This window comes from Chitinasiproducens palmae (assembly GCF_900095735.1).
GTDB lineage: Bacteria > Pseudomonadota > Gammaproteobacteria > Burkholderiales > Burkholderiaceae > Chitinasiproducens > Chitinasiproducens palmae.
In genome coordinates, this window is the sequence record NZ_FNLO01000002.1 from 354,402 (window position 1) to 368,737 (window position 14,336).

General features: G+C 65.0%; 11 protein-coding genes. 9 read left to right on the forward strand and 2 right to left on the reverse strand.

Annotated elements, in window-relative coordinates; all coding sequences use genetic code 11:
- Nucleotides 1-26 precede the first annotated feature (26 nt).
- Entirely contained in the window at nt 27-761 is a 735-nt protein-coding gene (locus BLU54_RS04665; RefSeq protein WP_091905327.1) for a response regulator transcription factor, read from the reverse strand.
- A gap of 6 nt (nt 762-767) precedes the next feature.
- A complete protein-coding gene (locus tag BLU54_RS04670) occupies nt 768-3,134 on the reverse strand; it encodes an ATP-binding protein (protein ID WP_091905330.1) in 2,367 nt (788 codons plus the stop codon).
- A gap of 479 nt (nt 3,135-3,613) precedes the next feature.
- Here BLU54_RS04670 and BLU54_RS04675 point away from each other — a divergent pair, with 479 nt between their 5' ends.
- The 9 genes from BLU54_RS04675 to BLU54_RS04715 all read left to right on the forward strand — a co-directional run bounded on the left by BLU54_RS04675 (nt 3,614) and on the right by BLU54_RS04715 (nt 14,284).
- Entirely contained in the window at nt 3,614-4,102 is a 489-nt protein-coding gene (locus tag BLU54_RS04675) for an Hcp family type VI secretion system effector (RefSeq protein ID WP_091905333.1), read from the forward strand.
- Nucleotides 4,103-4,503: 401 nt separating this feature from the next.
- Nucleotides 4,504-4,998 carry a type VI secretion system contractile sheath small subunit gene (gene tssB, locus BLU54_RS04680; RefSeq protein ID WP_091905336.1) on the forward strand — a complete coding sequence of 165 codons (495 nt, stop codon included), beginning with the start codon at nt 4,504-4,506 and terminating at the stop codon, nt 4,996-4,998.
- Nucleotides 4,999-5,092: 94 nt separating this feature from the next.
- Nucleotides 5,093-6,586 carry a type VI secretion system contractile sheath large subunit gene (gene tssC / locus BLU54_RS04685; protein ID WP_170845020.1) on the forward strand — a complete coding sequence of 498 codons (1,494 nt, stop codon included), beginning with the start codon at nt 5,093-5,095 and terminating at the stop codon, nt 6,584-6,586.
- A gap of 219 nt (nt 6,587-6,805) precedes the next feature.
- A complete protein-coding gene (locus tag BLU54_RS04690; RefSeq protein ID WP_091905340.1) occupies nt 6,806-7,294 on the forward strand; it encodes an Hcp family type VI secretion system effector in 489 nt (162 codons plus the stop codon).
- Nucleotides 7,295-7,394: 100 nt separating this feature from the next.
- Complete coding sequence (tssE, locus tag BLU54_RS04695; protein WP_091905343.1) at nt 7,395-7,808, forward strand: type VI secretion system baseplate subunit TssE; 414 nt, start codon at nt 7,395-7,397, stop codon at nt 7,806-7,808.
- 46 nt (nt 7,809-7,854) lie between these two features.
- Nucleotides 7,855-9,627 carry a type VI secretion system baseplate subunit TssF gene (gene tssF / locus BLU54_RS04700; protein ID WP_091905346.1) on the forward strand — a complete coding sequence of 591 codons (1,773 nt, stop codon included), beginning with the start codon at nt 7,855-7,857 and terminating at the stop codon, nt 9,625-9,627.
- A complete protein-coding gene (tssG, locus tag BLU54_RS04705; protein WP_091905350.1) occupies nt 9,591-10,694 on the forward strand; it encodes a type VI secretion system baseplate subunit TssG in 1,104 nt (367 codons plus the stop codon). Before tssF ends, tssG begins: the two co-directional genes overlap by 37 nt.
- Nucleotides 10,695-10,766: 72 nt before the next feature.
- Complete coding sequence (gene tssH / locus BLU54_RS04710) at nt 10,767-13,484, forward strand: type VI secretion system ATPase TssH (RefSeq protein ID WP_091905353.1); 2,718 nt, start codon at nt 10,767-10,769, stop codon at nt 13,482-13,484.
- The gene (locus BLU54_RS04715; RefSeq protein ID WP_091905356.1) at nt 13,481-14,284 is read left to right on the forward strand and encodes a hypothetical protein; all 804 of its coding nucleotides are present in this window, start codon (nt 13,481-13,483) and stop codon (nt 14,282-14,284) included. Before tssH ends, BLU54_RS04715 begins: the two co-directional genes overlap by 4 nt.
- Nucleotides 14,285-14,336 lie beyond the last annotated feature (52 nt).

Here is a 14,336-nt window from a genome sequence, read left to right on the forward strand (position 1 = left end):
CGGAGGTGATCCACCGCTGGCGCCGACTACCAGACCTCTTCGATATCGGCGTTGAGGAAGTAGCCCGCGCCGCGTTCGGTGCACAGGAGCCTGGGGGCGCGGGCGTCGTCTTCGATCTTGCGCCGCAAGCGAAGGATCTGGACGTCGATTGCCCGGTCGTAGACATCGTCGAACGCGCGAGTGCGTTCGATCATGTGCTCGCGCGACACCACGCGCTGGTGCGCGGCGAGAAGCACCACGAGCACATTGAACTCGGAATTCGTCAGCGGCACCTTGCGGTCATCGCTGGATGTCAATCGTCGCGTATTGAGATTCAACGTCCAGCCACCGAAGCGGTAGGCACGGGGCAGCTTGTCCTGACGCAACGGCCCAGTGTCCGGCTTGTGCGTCAGCGCCATCCGACGCAACACGGAACGCACACGCGCGAGCACCTCGCGCGGCGAAAACGGCTTGGTTACGTAGTCGTCGGCACCCAGTTCAAGGCCCATCACGCGGTCGGCCTCCTCGGTCCTGCCGGTCAGGCAGATGATCGGCATTTCCCCTTCCGCGCGCCAGCGCCGCGCCAGTTCGAGGCCATCGCCATCGGGCAGGCCAAGGTCGAGCAGGACGAGATCATACGTCTCGCTGGCCAGCGCCTCGACGGCCTCGGCCGCGGTCGCCGCGCTGCCGGTCTTCATGCCGTGCCCGGACAGGTATTCGATGAGCAGCACGCGCAGCGAGTGGTCATCGTCGACGATCAGGATGCGTGGAGGACTCTGCATATCGGATCAGAGAGAGGACTGCGGAAGAAGGGAATGCGTCACGACCGCGTGACTGCGATCGCCGCGACCGAGCAGCGCGCCCAGCGCCTCGGTGAACTGATCGGCATCGAAGGGCTTGGCCAGAAACGGAACGCCCGCGCTTGCGGCCACGTGTGCGCCGCGCGCCGCACCACTGATCAGCAGCACGGGCAGCTCGGGCACCAGCGTTCGCGCCGCCACAGCAAGTGCATGTCCAGACATGCCATGCATTTCGAGATCGGTCACCAGCGCGGCGACCGCGGCGGGCGCGTCACGCAGCGCCGCAAAGGCATCGTCGCCGGAAGCGAAGGACAGTGGCTCGAAGCCCTGCTCGGCCAGCCAATCCTCGAGGAGCGCACGCAACGCGTCGTCGTCCTCGACCAACAGCACTGTTTCGCCGTCACCCAACAACGTCGAGCTCGCCGGAGCGATCGGCGCGGCCGCCGTCACGGTGGCCTGGTCGTCTGCGTGTCCGAGCGCGTGCGAGAGGACGCCCCTGGCCGCGCTGCTGCCGGGGTCGCCCGGACCACGCGCCGCTGAGTCCCTGATGGAAGGACCGCCGGCAGCCGTTGCATCGTCGGCATGCACCGACCCGCGCACCTCGCTGCCCTGGCGCCTGATCTCCGCGCCGGCGCGCGGTGCAATGCCGGCGGCGGATTGCACGTTGTCGGCCTGGCGCGCGGCGCCCCGCCGCGCGGGCAAGAGCAGCCGGAACGACGCACCGCCCAGCGCGCCGTTCGAACAGACGATGCCACCGTGGTGATCGACGACGATGCCAGCGGTAATGGATAAGCCCAGCCCGTGCCCACTCTTGCCGAGCTTGGTCGAAAAGAATGGTTCGAAGATGCGTGCCGCCGTCTCTGCCGAAATGCCCGGACCGTCGTCGCTTACCGCTATTTCGAAATAGGGAACGGGCGGCACCACGCCCACCGACGGCTTTCGCAACGCCACTCGCTTACGCGCCTGATGCAGCCCGGCGCTCACCACCACGCGCGTGCGCGCCGACTGGCTCGCGTTACGCAGCAGATTGAGCACGGCGCGAACGAGCTGGGCGTGATCGCCGCAAAGGTGCCAATCTTCCAGACGGGGTTGGATTTCCAGTGCGACCGGCTTCCCTTCGCGCCGGACACTGTCGGTGAGCGCAACCGCCTCCTCCAGCACCACCGCCACATTCAACTGATCCTCGCGCCGAGGGGCACCGCGTCCCACCGACAACAACATCTGTTCGGTCATCGCGCGGCCGTTTCTTACCGCCGCCTGCACGTGCTTCAGCGGCCGCTGCGCGGGTGAATCCGGCGGCAGCAGTTCCTCCGCATGCTCGGCGTGGCCGCCAACGGCAGCGAGCACGTTGTTGAAGTCGTGCGCAACGCCGCTGGCCAGCAGACCGAGCGATTCGAGTTTGCGGGCCCGCTCCAGCCGGAGCTCGTAGTTGCGACGCTCGGCAATCGCGATCGCCACGAACAACACCAGCGTCGAGAGCACCGCGAGGTCGATCTGCAACTGGCGCACCCCGGCCACACCCGCCTGGTGATAAGAACCGTTGCCGGTCACGGTCAGCGCCACGCCGGTGGCCGCGAGCGTAAACGCGGCGAGCGTGGCCGCCCGGATCGAGCCGGCGACGGCCGCCCAGATCAGCAGCAGCGCGAGCAAGCCATGCTCGAGTTCGCTGCTCAGCCGGATCCGGAACGCTTCCACCATCACGAAGCCGCCACAGATCGCCGGTACAAGCACAGCCCACCACGGCGCGGCGCGACCGTCCGCGTCGCGCGGCCGGGTCCATTCGAGAATGCCGGGTACGAGCACCAGCACGGGCAGGCCATTGCTGCCGATGATCGTGCGCCACTCGGATAGCCAGTCCAGACCGCGCTCGACATGCGCGAGTTCCGCGCCGATCGCGGCCGTCAGCAATACGACGAGACCCGGCAGGAGCAATACGAAGCGGGTGAACTTGGCTGCGGTATCGAAGCGACCATCCGCGCCGACGAAGCGGTGACCCAGCGCCAGACTGCCGCCGACCGCCACTGCATTGACCACAGCGAAGGAGGCGTCGACCCAGGCCGGCAGATCGTCCAGGCGCCCCACCACCACCATCACGGCGAAGATCATCAACAGCGACGCGGGCCATTCGTCGCGCCGGACGCGCCACAGCCATGCGATCGCGACAGCGGGCGCAGGCCAGACGACCGCGGCCAGCGACTCGCTGCTGCCGAGCGAATCGAGCGGCGTGGCCAGCAGCGCATAGACCGCGCCGAGCACCAACGCGCGTCGCCAGCCGGCGGTCAATGAATCGCGCACGGCACCGGCAAGTCCCCGCGCCTGCTCGGTGGTCGAATCGAGTCGGGCGTCACTCTTCAACTGCGGCCCCCACGCCGGTCGTTCCGGCGGCGCGCCGCGGAACGTTTCTCTAAATGCCGTGGAGTGTAATGCGCCCGTTTAAATGGCACAACGACTTGATTTTCATCGCGTCGTCTCGCCTGGCTGGAAGGCGGGTGGCGGCCTACCGCGTTCAAGGTAGGCGCTTTCGCACGGTAGATCCGAACCTGCGCGTGCGGTCATCGGGACGACATAAACAGGACGGGCGCGCAGCAGGCGTAAAGCAGGCGGACGGACCGTCGCGGGCGCGTCAGCAGGGAAAACCCGGTACGGCCTCGTTACAGATGCAACACAGGCGAGCCGCGGCGAAATGTAGCCGTAACCGAGCGGGCCTAATCTTCACTCATGCGCTGCAGCAACCCGCTGCGACGCAACGAAACAAACGGCGCTTCGTCCCGACGCGCCGATCCAGTCGGCGCCAGGCGATGGCACGACGCCAAATTACAAGATAGGAGTTCATCATGCCGATGCCATGCTACCTGACCGTCGAAGGTCAAAATCAGGGAAAGATCGAAGGCTCGACCAAGGTCCAGGGCCACGATGGCAAGATTCACGTCCAGGCTGTCAATCACACGATCGAAATCCCGAAGAGCCCGCAGACCGGCCTGCCGACCGGCAAGCGCGTGCACGGCGCGATGGTGGTCACGAAGGAGATCGACAAGTCGAGCCCGAAGCTGTACCAGGCGCTGACCTCGGGCGAACAGCTCAAGGACGTGACGCTCGAGTTCTATCGCATCTCGCCGAAGGGCACCGAAGAGAAGTACTACACGGCCAAGCTGGAGAACGCGATCCTGACCAACATGAAGTCGTGGACGCCGAACTGCCTGGATCCGAACAACCGGCAGATGGGCCACATGGAAGACCTCGCCTTCACGTACGAGAAGATCACCTGGACGTACGAGCCGGACGGCATCGAAGCCGAGGATTCGTGGCTCGCGCCGAAGGCTTGATGCCTCCCGGTCGGCCGCCGGCCGCGCCTGCGGCGGCCCGGCCGAGCCGCGTCCGAGTCGGCGATTCGGCAATTCCTACTCCGAACAAATCCAGTTGGGAAAGCCGTACAGGTCTGTTTATAATGGGCGTCGCAAAATTCCAAGCAGACTGTACCCAGCCCGTCGGGGGAAGTGCTAGAAACGGGCGGGTTGAAACGTCTACCGCGATCGCGGTAGGCATTTTCCTTCGATCGGATCGATCATTCGGTCCGGTCGCACTGACTCATGCCGCGAACCATTGGCTCAACTGGCTGGCGCCTCACTGCACGAGCCAGCCAGCCACTCGCCCGTGATTTTCGGGAAAAGCGGTCTACACACGACGTCCGCACAGCCGCGGCGACGCTTCGAATCTGGAGAAAGTGATGGCAAACGATGGTTCGGTTGCACCGAAGGAACGTGTCAATATCGTCTACCGGCCCGCGACCGGCGATGCCCAGGCCGAAGTCGAACTGCCGCTCAAATTGCTGGTGCTTGGCGACTTCACGCTGCGCGACGACGACACGCCGGTCGAAGATCTGAAGCCGATCAATGTCGACAAGGACAACTTCAACGAAGTATTGAAGGGTCAGAAACTTGGCTTGAGCCTGTCGGTCCCGAACAAGCTCGACGACAAGGCCGGGCCGGACGAGACGCTCAGCCTCGATCTCAAATTCGATCACATCAACGACTTCACGCCCGACGCGCTCGCCGAGCGCATTCCGGAGCTGCGCCAGATGCTCGAGCTGCGCGACGCGCTCAAGGCACTCAAGAGCCCGATCGGCAACCTGCCGGATTTCCGCAAGCGGCTGCAAGAACTGATCCAGGACGAGGGCGTGCGTGCGCGCCTGCTGAGCGAACTCGGCACCCAGGAAGACTGAGCGTCGTGGCCCAGGCGGCGCGCCTCACCGGGCGCGCCGCCTGGGCCCGAGCACGACCGCATTGCATCACATTCATGATGGCAAGGAGATTCAGGTGAGTGACGAACAACAACAGACTGGCGCTGCCGAAGCGGCCGGTCAGCCGGCAGCAGGCGAAGCGTCGCTGCTGGACCAGCTCGTTGAATCAGCGCGCATCAAGCCGGGCGACGAAGCGTATTCGATCACGCGTCAAGGCATCCAGGCCTTCGTCGCGCAACTGCTCGAGCCGCAACGCGCAGTCGAGCGCGTGACGGCTGCGACGGTCGACGACATGATCGCGAGCCTTGACCGCAAGTTGTGCGCGCAGGTCGATGCGATTCTGCACCACGCCGACTTCCAAAAGCTGGAGTCGTCCTGGCGCTCGCTGAAGTTTCTGGTGGACCGGACCAACTTCCGGGAGAACATCAAGGTCCAACTGATGAGCGTCAGCAAGCAGAAGCTGCTCGACGACTTCCAGGATGCGCCCGAGATAACCAAGTCCGGCCTGTACAAGAACGTGTATACGGCCGAATATGGCCAGTTCGGCGGCCAGCCCTTCGGCGCAATGATCGCGAACTACGAGTTCAACGCGAGCGCGCCGGACGTGAAGCTGCTGCAGTACGCCGCCAGCGTGGCCGCAATGGGACACACGCCGTTCGTCGCGGCCGCGGGCGCCGATTTCTTCGGCATCGATTCCTTCGACCAGTTGCCGAATCTGAAGGACCTGTCCTCGATCTTCGAAGGACCGAAGTACGTGAAGTGGAATGCGTTCCGCGAGAGCGAGGACGCACGCTACGTCGGCCTGACCGCGCCGCACTTCCTGCTGCGCGTGCCTTACGGCCCGGACACCGCACCGTCGAAGAAATTCAACTACAAGGAAGACGTTTCGTCGGGCAACCAGCAGTTCCTGTGGGGCAACGCCGCCTTCGCCTTCGCTTCGCGCCTCACCGAAAGCTTCGCTGATTACCGTTGGTGCGCGAACGTCATCGGGCCGCAGGGCGGTGGCGCGGTGAAGGATCTGCCGGTGTACTCGTTCGAGTCGATGGGGGAGATTCAGAACAAGATCCCGACCGAGATCCTGATCTCGGAACGGCGCGAATTCGAACTGGCCGAGCAGGGTTTCATCGCGCTGACCATGCGCAAGGACAGCGACAACGCGGCGTTCTTCTCGGCCAACTCGGCGCAAAAACCCAAGTTCTTCGGCCAGTCGAAGGAAGGCAAGGAAGCCGAGCTGAACTACAAGCTGAGCACGCAGCTGCCCTATATGTTCGTGATGAGCCGCATGGCGCATTACATCAAGGTCATGCAGCGTGAAAACATCGGCACGTGGAAGGAACGCGGCGATCTTGAAAAGGAACTGAACAACTGGATTCGCCAGTACGTCGCCGATATGGACAACCCGAGCCCTGGCGTGCGCAGCCGGCGACCGCTGCGTCAAGCCGAGATCAACGTGCTCGACGTCGAGGGCGAGCCGGGCTGGTACCGGGTCGACATGAAGGTGCGACCGCACTTCAAGTACATGGGCGCCTCCTTCACGCTGTCGCTCGTCGGCAAGCTCGAGACCGCCTGACGCGCGTCGCGCGTTCACTGTTTCAGGTGTAACCCGGGGCACGGTCCGGCGCAATAAGGCCGTAATGCGCCGCCCCTATCCTGATTTCAAGCGCTGCAGCAACGCCACCGGACATCGGGGCCCGTGGAACATCGCGGCGCCCCAGTCCGTGGCGGCGATGGCGCTCGGCCGTACGCAAGCCCCTGCCGTTCCACGTCCAGTCCATACCCGGAGTTCATCATGCCGATGCCGTGCTACCTGACCCTCGAAGGTCAGAACCAAGGAAAGATCGAAGGCTCGACCAAGGTCCAAGGCCACGAAGGGAAGATCCACGTTCAGGCGGTCGATCACACGATCGAGATCCCGAAGAGCCCGCAGACTGGTCTGCCGACCGGCAAGCGGGTGCACGGCGCGATGACCGTCACGAAGGAAATCGACAAGTCCAGCCCTAAGCTGTACCAGGCGCTGACGTCGGGCGAGCAGCTGAAGGACGTGACGCTCGAGTTCTATCGCATTTCGCCGAAGGGCACCGAAGAGAAGTACTACACGGCCAAGCTCGAGAACGCGATCCTGACCAACATGAAGTCGTGGACCCCTAACTGCCTGGACCCGAACAACAAGCAGATGGGCCACATGGAAGACCTCGCCTTCACGTACGAAAAGATCACCTGGACGTACGAGCCGGACGGCATCGAAGCCGAGGATTCCTGGCTCGCGCCGAAGGCCTGAGATGCCAGCGCGGGGCGCGCGCGGTCACGGCTTCGCGCGCCCGGCGGCGACGAGAAACAACGCTCCTGTTCCGTTCGACACCTGCCGGCAGTAACCTACGATGAGAGAACACCGTCTCCTCGAACGTATCTCGAACTGGGAACAGGGCACCGTGCGTACCAACCGCACCAGCGCCGAGGTGCTCGTGCGCTCGGTGATGGCGCACCTGTCGCGTTTGCTCAATACGCGTCAGGGCAGCGTACAACTCGACGCGCAGTTCGGCGTCCCCGATTTCACCAACCTCGTCGGTGGCCTGGAAGGCGGCTCGACGAGCGACATGGAAGAGGAGATCCAGCGCATGGTTTCGCGCTATGAGCCTCGCATCCGGTCACCAAAGGTTCGGCTGTTGCGCGAGCGTAGCGACGTCATGTCGATTCGCTTCAGCCTGGAGGGCACGATCGCGATCGACGATCGCGACATGCCGCTTCGCTTGTCGACCACGGTGAATTCCGACGGTCGCGTCACGGTCGTCTGAGCGCTAGCGCGTCGCTTCAGGCGATGCCGGATCGAGTTGCTGACTCATGTTGAATCGCTACTACGAAGACGAACTGGCCAAGCTCAAGGGTCTCGCCCTTGAGTTCGCGCGCGCCAATCCGGCGCTCGCGCCGATGTTGTCCGGACGTTCGACCGACCCGGACGTGGAGCGTCTGCTCGAAGGCGTCGCCTTTCTCACGGGGCTTGCGCGTCAGAAGCTCGACGACGAATTTCCGGAATTCATTCAGGAACTCTCGACGCTGCTGTTCCCGCATTACCTGCGGCCCGTACCGGCGACGACGCTAGTCGCGTTCGAGCCGCGCGGCGCGCTTGCCGAGACGGCCTCGGTGCCGGTCGGCACCGAACTGGCTTCGGTGCCGGTCGATGGCACCGCGTGCATCTTCCGCACCGCGCAGGCCGTCGAGGTTCACCCGCTGACGCTTCGCACGAGCCTGCGCGCGGGTAGCGGACGCACGCCGAGCATTGAACTCGACTTCACCTTGGTCGGTGCGGACCTCGCGCACTGGAGCGCGAGGTCGCTGCGTCTCTTCCTTTCGGCAGGCTATACCGAAGCGTCGAAACTGCTGATGCTGCTGATGACCGAAGTGTCCTCGGTCAAGCTGCGGGTCGGCAACTGGGCCAGCGAGCTCGGCCCGCGCGCGTTGCGCCCGACCGGTTTCGACACCGCGCTGATTCCCTACCCGCCCAACGCATTTCCTGGCTACCGCAGCCTGCAGGAATTTTTCGTCCAGCCCGAGAAATTTCTGTTTGTCGATCTCGACCACGTCGATCGGCTGCGCGGGCAGACTGGCTCGGCCTTTTCGATCTCGCTTTCCCTGCGCCGGATTCCGTCCTGGCTGGGCGAGCTGGGCGACGAGCCGTTCGCGCTGAACGTGACGCCCGTGATCAACCTGTTCAGCTATCACGCGGACCCGATCACGCTCGATCACCGGCAGAGCGACTATCTGGTAACGCCGGAAGGCGGCAACAAGCGCCATTATCAGATTCACTCGGTCAACCGGGTCACCTCGTATCGTCAAGGGGTCGCGCAGCAGCGCGAGTACCGCCCATTCGGCGTGCTGGGGCGTCTGGGTGGTGAAACCGAGGGCGCATTGCCGGGCCGCGTCGAGCGCAGGCACGACGGCGTGGTGCCGGGCGAGGACCTGGTCTATCGCACGTCGTTGCGCCCGGGCGCAGTCGGTAACGACACCGATCTGTATCTCTCGTTCGCCTATCCGCCTGGCGCGGTGCCACGAACCGAGACGCTGTCGATCGATCTGTCGTGCACCAACCGCTATCTGCCCGAAAGCCTGCGCTACGGCGATATCAGTCAGCCCACCAGCAGTTCGCCCGAACGGCTGTCGTTTCGCAATATCCGGCCGATGACACCGGTGGTCAATCCGCCCGTGCGCGAGGAACTGCGCTGGCGCCTGCTGGGTCATGCAGCGCTGAATTTCCTTTCGATGGCCGACGCCAACAACCTGCGCGCGCTGCTCTCGCTGTACGTATTTTCGGAACGGCAGGAACAGGGCAACGAGGCAGCGAACCGGCGTCGCATCGCAGGGATAAAGGAATTGACGGTAAAGAGCGAGGTTCGCCTCTTTGGGCGCAACACGCTCCGCGGCCAGCACATTCGCATGCGTTGCGAACTCGATCACTTCGCAGGCATCGGCGACATGTACGTGTTCGGCAGCGTGATCGACCGCTTCCTGGGGGCGTACGCCAGCATCAACTCGTATACGCGTTTCGAGCTTGAGGACATCTTCTCCGGAGAGGTATTCGAATGGACGCCCCGGCTCGGCCAGCAAGCACTGCTCTAGACGAGCGGCTGTTCGCCGAAGGCGAACGGTTCTCGTATTTCCAGGCCGTCCGCCTGTTGCGCCGTCAGGCGCGGCTCGACGGACGCGACCCGCACGCGCTGCGGGTGCGGCCTCGCCTCGGTCTCGGTTTCCCGGAAACCGACATCGACCGCATCGAACGCGTCCTGCCGCCTGTTCAGGAAGCGGCCTCCTTCGCCGATGTCACCGATGTTGTCGCGGTCGCCGACCTCGGGCCGGCGACATCGACCGACGCAACCGACGCCGCGACTGCCGACACCGGCCCCGCCGACTTCGTGCCACGCATCACGGCCAACTTCTTCGGCCTGTATGGCGTGTCGTCGCCCCTGCCGAGCTTCTACACGGAAGATCTGCTCGAGGAGGAACGTGAGGGCCGGCGCGGCACCCGCGAGTTTCTCGACATCCTTCATTACGCGATCTATCCGCTGCTCTTCGACGGATGGGTCAAGTATCGCCCGCAGGTTCGCATCGTCGAAGAGAACGATGCGGCGATGCTGGACTACCTGTATGCGTTCGTCGGTCTCAACGACCGGGCGATGCGTGGGCGGGACCGGCCGGGCGTCAGCGATCTGCTCCGCTATGCGGGATTGTTTTCGCAGCGCCCGCACAGCGCGCTGGGCTTGCAGACCATGCTGGCTGACGCCTTCGCGCCGGCCGAGGTCACGATCGTCAGCTGCGTCGAGGGCTGGCTGCCGATTCCCGGCGATCAGCGCCTCGTGCTTGGCGAGATGCGTCACGGGCTTGGCGAAAGCTGCTACCTCGGCGAGCAAGCGCGCGATCACAGCAGCCAGCTGGGTATCGAATTGCGCGAGCTTCCGCTGGCGCTCTTCGATGCACTCCAGCCGGGGCAGACCGAGCACGAAAGGCTGCGTTTCCTCGTGCGTTTCTATCTGCTGGATCCGCTCCAGGTGACCGTCGCGCTCCAGCTGCGAGCCGGCGAGGCGCGTCCGGCACGCGCCGGCGGCATGCAATGGAATCGTCTGGGCAACAACACCTGGCTCGCTCCGCCTGCCCACATGCGAACCCGCGAAATTCGCTTCCCCGTCTGAGCCGCAGTAGCAGCCCCTACAGAACGCACAAGGGCGCACATACCGTTTTCCGAACCGAGGAGTAGCACGTTCATGTTGCTGGTCGATCTCAAACCGCTGGTCAGCCGACTCAACGGCTATTGCAAGCAAGCCCTCGAAAACGCGGCGGGACTGTGCATTTCGCGCGGTCAATACGAAATTTCCGTCGAGCATATGCTGGTCAAGCTGCTGGACGACCCGCAGTCGGACATCCCGTTGCTGCTGCGCCAGCACGGCGTCGATGCGGCGTTGCTGCGCCGCGCGCTCGACCAGTCGATCGAAGACATTCGCGGCGGCAACACGGGCCGCCCGGTGTTCTCGCCGGTGCTCCTCGAACTGCTGCAGGACGCGTGGCTGATCGCCTCCGTCGACCTTCTCGAAACTCGACTGCGCTCGGGAGCGATCTTGCTTGCCCTGCTCGCGCGCGCGAGCTTCTACGCGACGGGCAGCTACATCGACCGGCTGCGCGACATCAATCGCGATGCGCTGCTGGCGGCCTTTGGGCAAACCTGCGCGGCTTCGCTCGAACAGACGCTCGGCGATGCGGGCGCCGCGCCAGGCGGCAGTGCCACGGCTGCGGGCGGCGCGGACGGCAGCGCGATCGCAAAATACTGCGAGAACTTCACCGAGAAGGCCCGCAGCGGGCACATCGATCCAGTGTTCGGGCGTGACGCGGAAATCCGCCAGATGGTCGACATCCTCGCCCGCCGGCGCAAGAACAATCCGATCTGCGTTGGCGACCCGGGCGTTGGCAAGACGGCAGTGGTCGAGGGATTGGCGCTGCGCATCGTCGAGGGCGATGTGCCCGAGTCGCTGCAGGACGTCACGATCCTCGGTCTCGACATGGGGCTGCTGCAGGCCGGCGCCAGCGTCAAGGGCGAATTCGAGAATCGCCTGAAGGCGATCATCAACGAGATCAAGGCGTCGCCGAAGCCGATCATTCTGTTCATCGACGAGGCGCATACGCTGATCGGCGCGGGCGGTCAGGCAGGCACGTCGGATGCCGCGAACCTGTTCAAGCCGGCCCTCGCGCGTGGCGAGCTGCGCACCATCGCGGCCACGACCTGGGCCGAGTACAAGAAGTATTTCGAGAAGGACGCGGCGCTCGCGCGGCGCTTCCAGCTGGTCAAGCTCGACGAGCCGGACCTGGCCACCGCCGTGCTCATCCTGCGGGGTCTCAAGGAACGCTACGAATCAGTGCACCAGGTGGTCATGCGCGACGATGCGATCGTCGCGGCGGCGGAACTGTCGAGCCGCTACATCACCGGGCGGCAGCTGCCGGACAAGGCGGTCGATCTGCTCGATACGGCCTGTGCGCGCGTCAAGGTGTTGCAGACCGCCAAGCCAGACGTACTCGAGTCCGTCGAGCGCCGCATCCAGGCCTTGACGCGAGAACGGCATGGCCTGGAGCGCGATCGCGACAATCTGCAGAAGATCGACGAGAAACGTCTCGACGAGATCGCCGCGGAAGTCGAGACGCTCGCCCGGCAGGCCGGCGCGCTGGAGGCGGACTGGCTCGCGCAGAAGGCCGCGGGGCAGGAGTTGCTCGCAGCGCGTGGGGCGCTTGCGGCCGCGCGCGCCGCCGCGCAGCCCGAAGCCGCGTTGGCCGCGTTGCGCGACGCCGCGCGCGAGGCCGAGGCAGCCTTTCGGCACGCGCAGGGCGAGCATGCGATGGTGCGCGTCGACGTGGACCCGGATGTGGTCGCGAAAGTCGTCAGCGACTGGACCGGCATCCCTCTCGGCAAGGTGCAGCGCGATCAGGCACAGAACATCCTTAATCTCGGCGACACGCTGCGCAAACGGGTGCGTGGCCAGGACCACGCGATGCACCAGATCGCCGAGGTGCTGAAGACGTCCGCCGCCGGCTTGAAGGATCCGCAACAGCCAATGGGCGTGTTCCTGCTCGTCGGCCCGTCCGGCGTCGGCAAAACGGAAACCGCGCTGAGCGTCGCCGACACCTTGTTCGGGGATGAAAAGTCGGCCGTCACGGTCAACATGAGCGAATTCCAGGAGCGCCACAGCACCAGCCGGTTGATCGGCTCGCCGCCGGGGTATGTCGGCTACGGTGAGGGCGGCATGCTGACCGAGGCGGTGCGCCAGCGGCCGTACTCGGTGGTGCTGCTCGACGAAGTGGAGAAGGCGCACCTGGACGTGCTAAACCTTTTCTACCAGGTGTTCGACAAAGGCGTGCTGTCCGACGGCGAAGGCAAGGAGATCGACTTCTCCAACACCGTGATGTTCCTCACCTCGAATCTCGCGACCGACGTCATCACCGAACTGACGGCGCACGGCGAGCGCCCGGACGACGACGTGATCGCCGCGGCTGTCCGGCCGCTGCTCTCCGAGCACTTCAAGCCGGCCCTGCTCGCGCGCATGACGGTGATCCCGTATTACACGTTGCCCGAGGATGCGCTGGCCGGCATCGTCCGTCTCAAACTCGACAAGATCGTGCGCCGGCTGGCCGCCAACAACAAGCTGCGGCTGGACTACAGCGAGTTGGTGATCAAGACCATCGCGGCTCGCTGCACGGAGGTCGAGACCGGTGCGCGCAACATCGATTTCATCCTGCGCGGCACGGTGATGCCGATGTTGTCGCAGGAAATCCTGCTGCGCATGAGCGAGGCGGTGCAACCGACAGGCGCCCACCTCGACGTCGACGAAAGCGGTGCCTTCACCGTCTCGTTCTCTTTCGCCGAGGAAGCGTCAAACGCCGCGCAAGAGGCGGATGACATCGAAGCCGATGCAGACACGGCATCCGGGGCGAACGCATGAAAACGGTCTGGATCACGGCGCTTGCCGACGAACCCGCACGCGTCGCTGCGGTGGCCGCCACGTTGCGCCGCTATGGCCTGCAGGCCCAGGCGCACCGCTGGCTCGACGAACCGGACAAGGGCGTCGCGCGCGCCGCGCTGGACGCGATCGCCGCAGCGGAGGCGCACGCGTGGCTGGTGCTCGTCTCCCCGCAAACGCTCGCGCAACCCGGCGTGCGCTACGGCCTGTCGCTGCTGCGAGCCAGCTTGGCGGACGGCAGCCGTCCGCCGCTGCCCGTGTTCTGCCTGTGGCCGGACGGCGGCGCAGCCGATGCGACGCAACTGCCACCGCTGCTTCAAGACGCACATTGCGCCGTTGATGGTCAGGCGGCATGGCCGGCGAAAGTGGTCGCCGCCACCGCACGCCGCCCCAATGCGGGCGAGCCGCTGCCGACAGCCGATTACCGGCTCACCGCGTGGGGTGACGAGCGCATCGGTCAGTGGGTGGAGATCGGCCCGCGTCACACGACCCTCGACGGTTTCGTGTTCGGCGTGTGTCCAGGCGACGGCGCGCCCGCGGCAATCGAGTTCCAGGCGGTCGGTCCACGCGGCGGCCTGCCCGAGCGCACGACACTCGAGTATGCGCAACAAGGTCTCACCGTCACAGCAGGCGAACGAACCTTTGAGTGCTGGGCCGTACGCAACACCATCGACACCGACCACTCGTATTTCGCGCGCCTGAAAGGCAGCGCCCAGGCGCTGCTGTGCATGCCGTTCACCGAGCGGGACGACGCCGAGGCGAGCGTGATCACGTTGCGGTGATCGAGCGCGTTGCGTCGAGGCCGGTAGCGGCTTCGTTTCGATTGAAACATGG

What these genes read in the sequence shown, in the direction of transcription:
- BLU54_RS04665 (WP_091905327.1), bottom strand. Translation starts at nt 761, where the DNA reads ATGCAGAGTCCTCCACGCATCCTGATCGTCGACGATGACCACTCGCTG.
- BLU54_RS04675 (WP_091905333.1), top strand. Translation starts at nt 3,614, where the DNA reads ATGCCGATGCCATGCTACCTGACCGTCGAAGGTCAAAATCAGGGAAAG.
- tssB (WP_091905336.1), top strand. Translation starts at nt 4,504, where the DNA reads ATGGCAAACGATGGTTCGGTTGCACCGAAGGAACGTGTCAATATCGTC.
- BLU54_RS04690 (WP_091905340.1), top strand. Translation starts at nt 6,806, where the DNA reads ATGCCGATGCCGTGCTACCTGACCCTCGAAGGTCAGAACCAAGGAAAG.
- tssE (WP_091905343.1), top strand. Translation starts at nt 7,395, where the DNA reads ATGAGAGAACACCGTCTCCTCGAACGTATCTCGAACTGGGAACAGGGC.
- tssF (WP_091905346.1), top strand. Translation starts at nt 7,855, where the DNA reads ATGTTGAATCGCTACTACGAAGACGAACTGGCCAAGCTCAAGGGTCTC.
- tssG (WP_091905350.1), top strand. Translation starts at nt 9,591, where the DNA reads ATGGACGCCCCGGCTCGGCCAGCAAGCACTGCTCTAGACGAGCGGCTG.
- tssH (WP_091905353.1), top strand. Translation starts at nt 10,767, where the DNA reads ATGTTGCTGGTCGATCTCAAACCGCTGGTCAGCCGACTCAACGGCTAT.
- BLU54_RS04715 (WP_091905356.1), top strand. Translation starts at nt 13,481, where the DNA reads ATGAAAACGGTCTGGATCACGGCGCTTGCCGACGAACCCGCACGCGTC.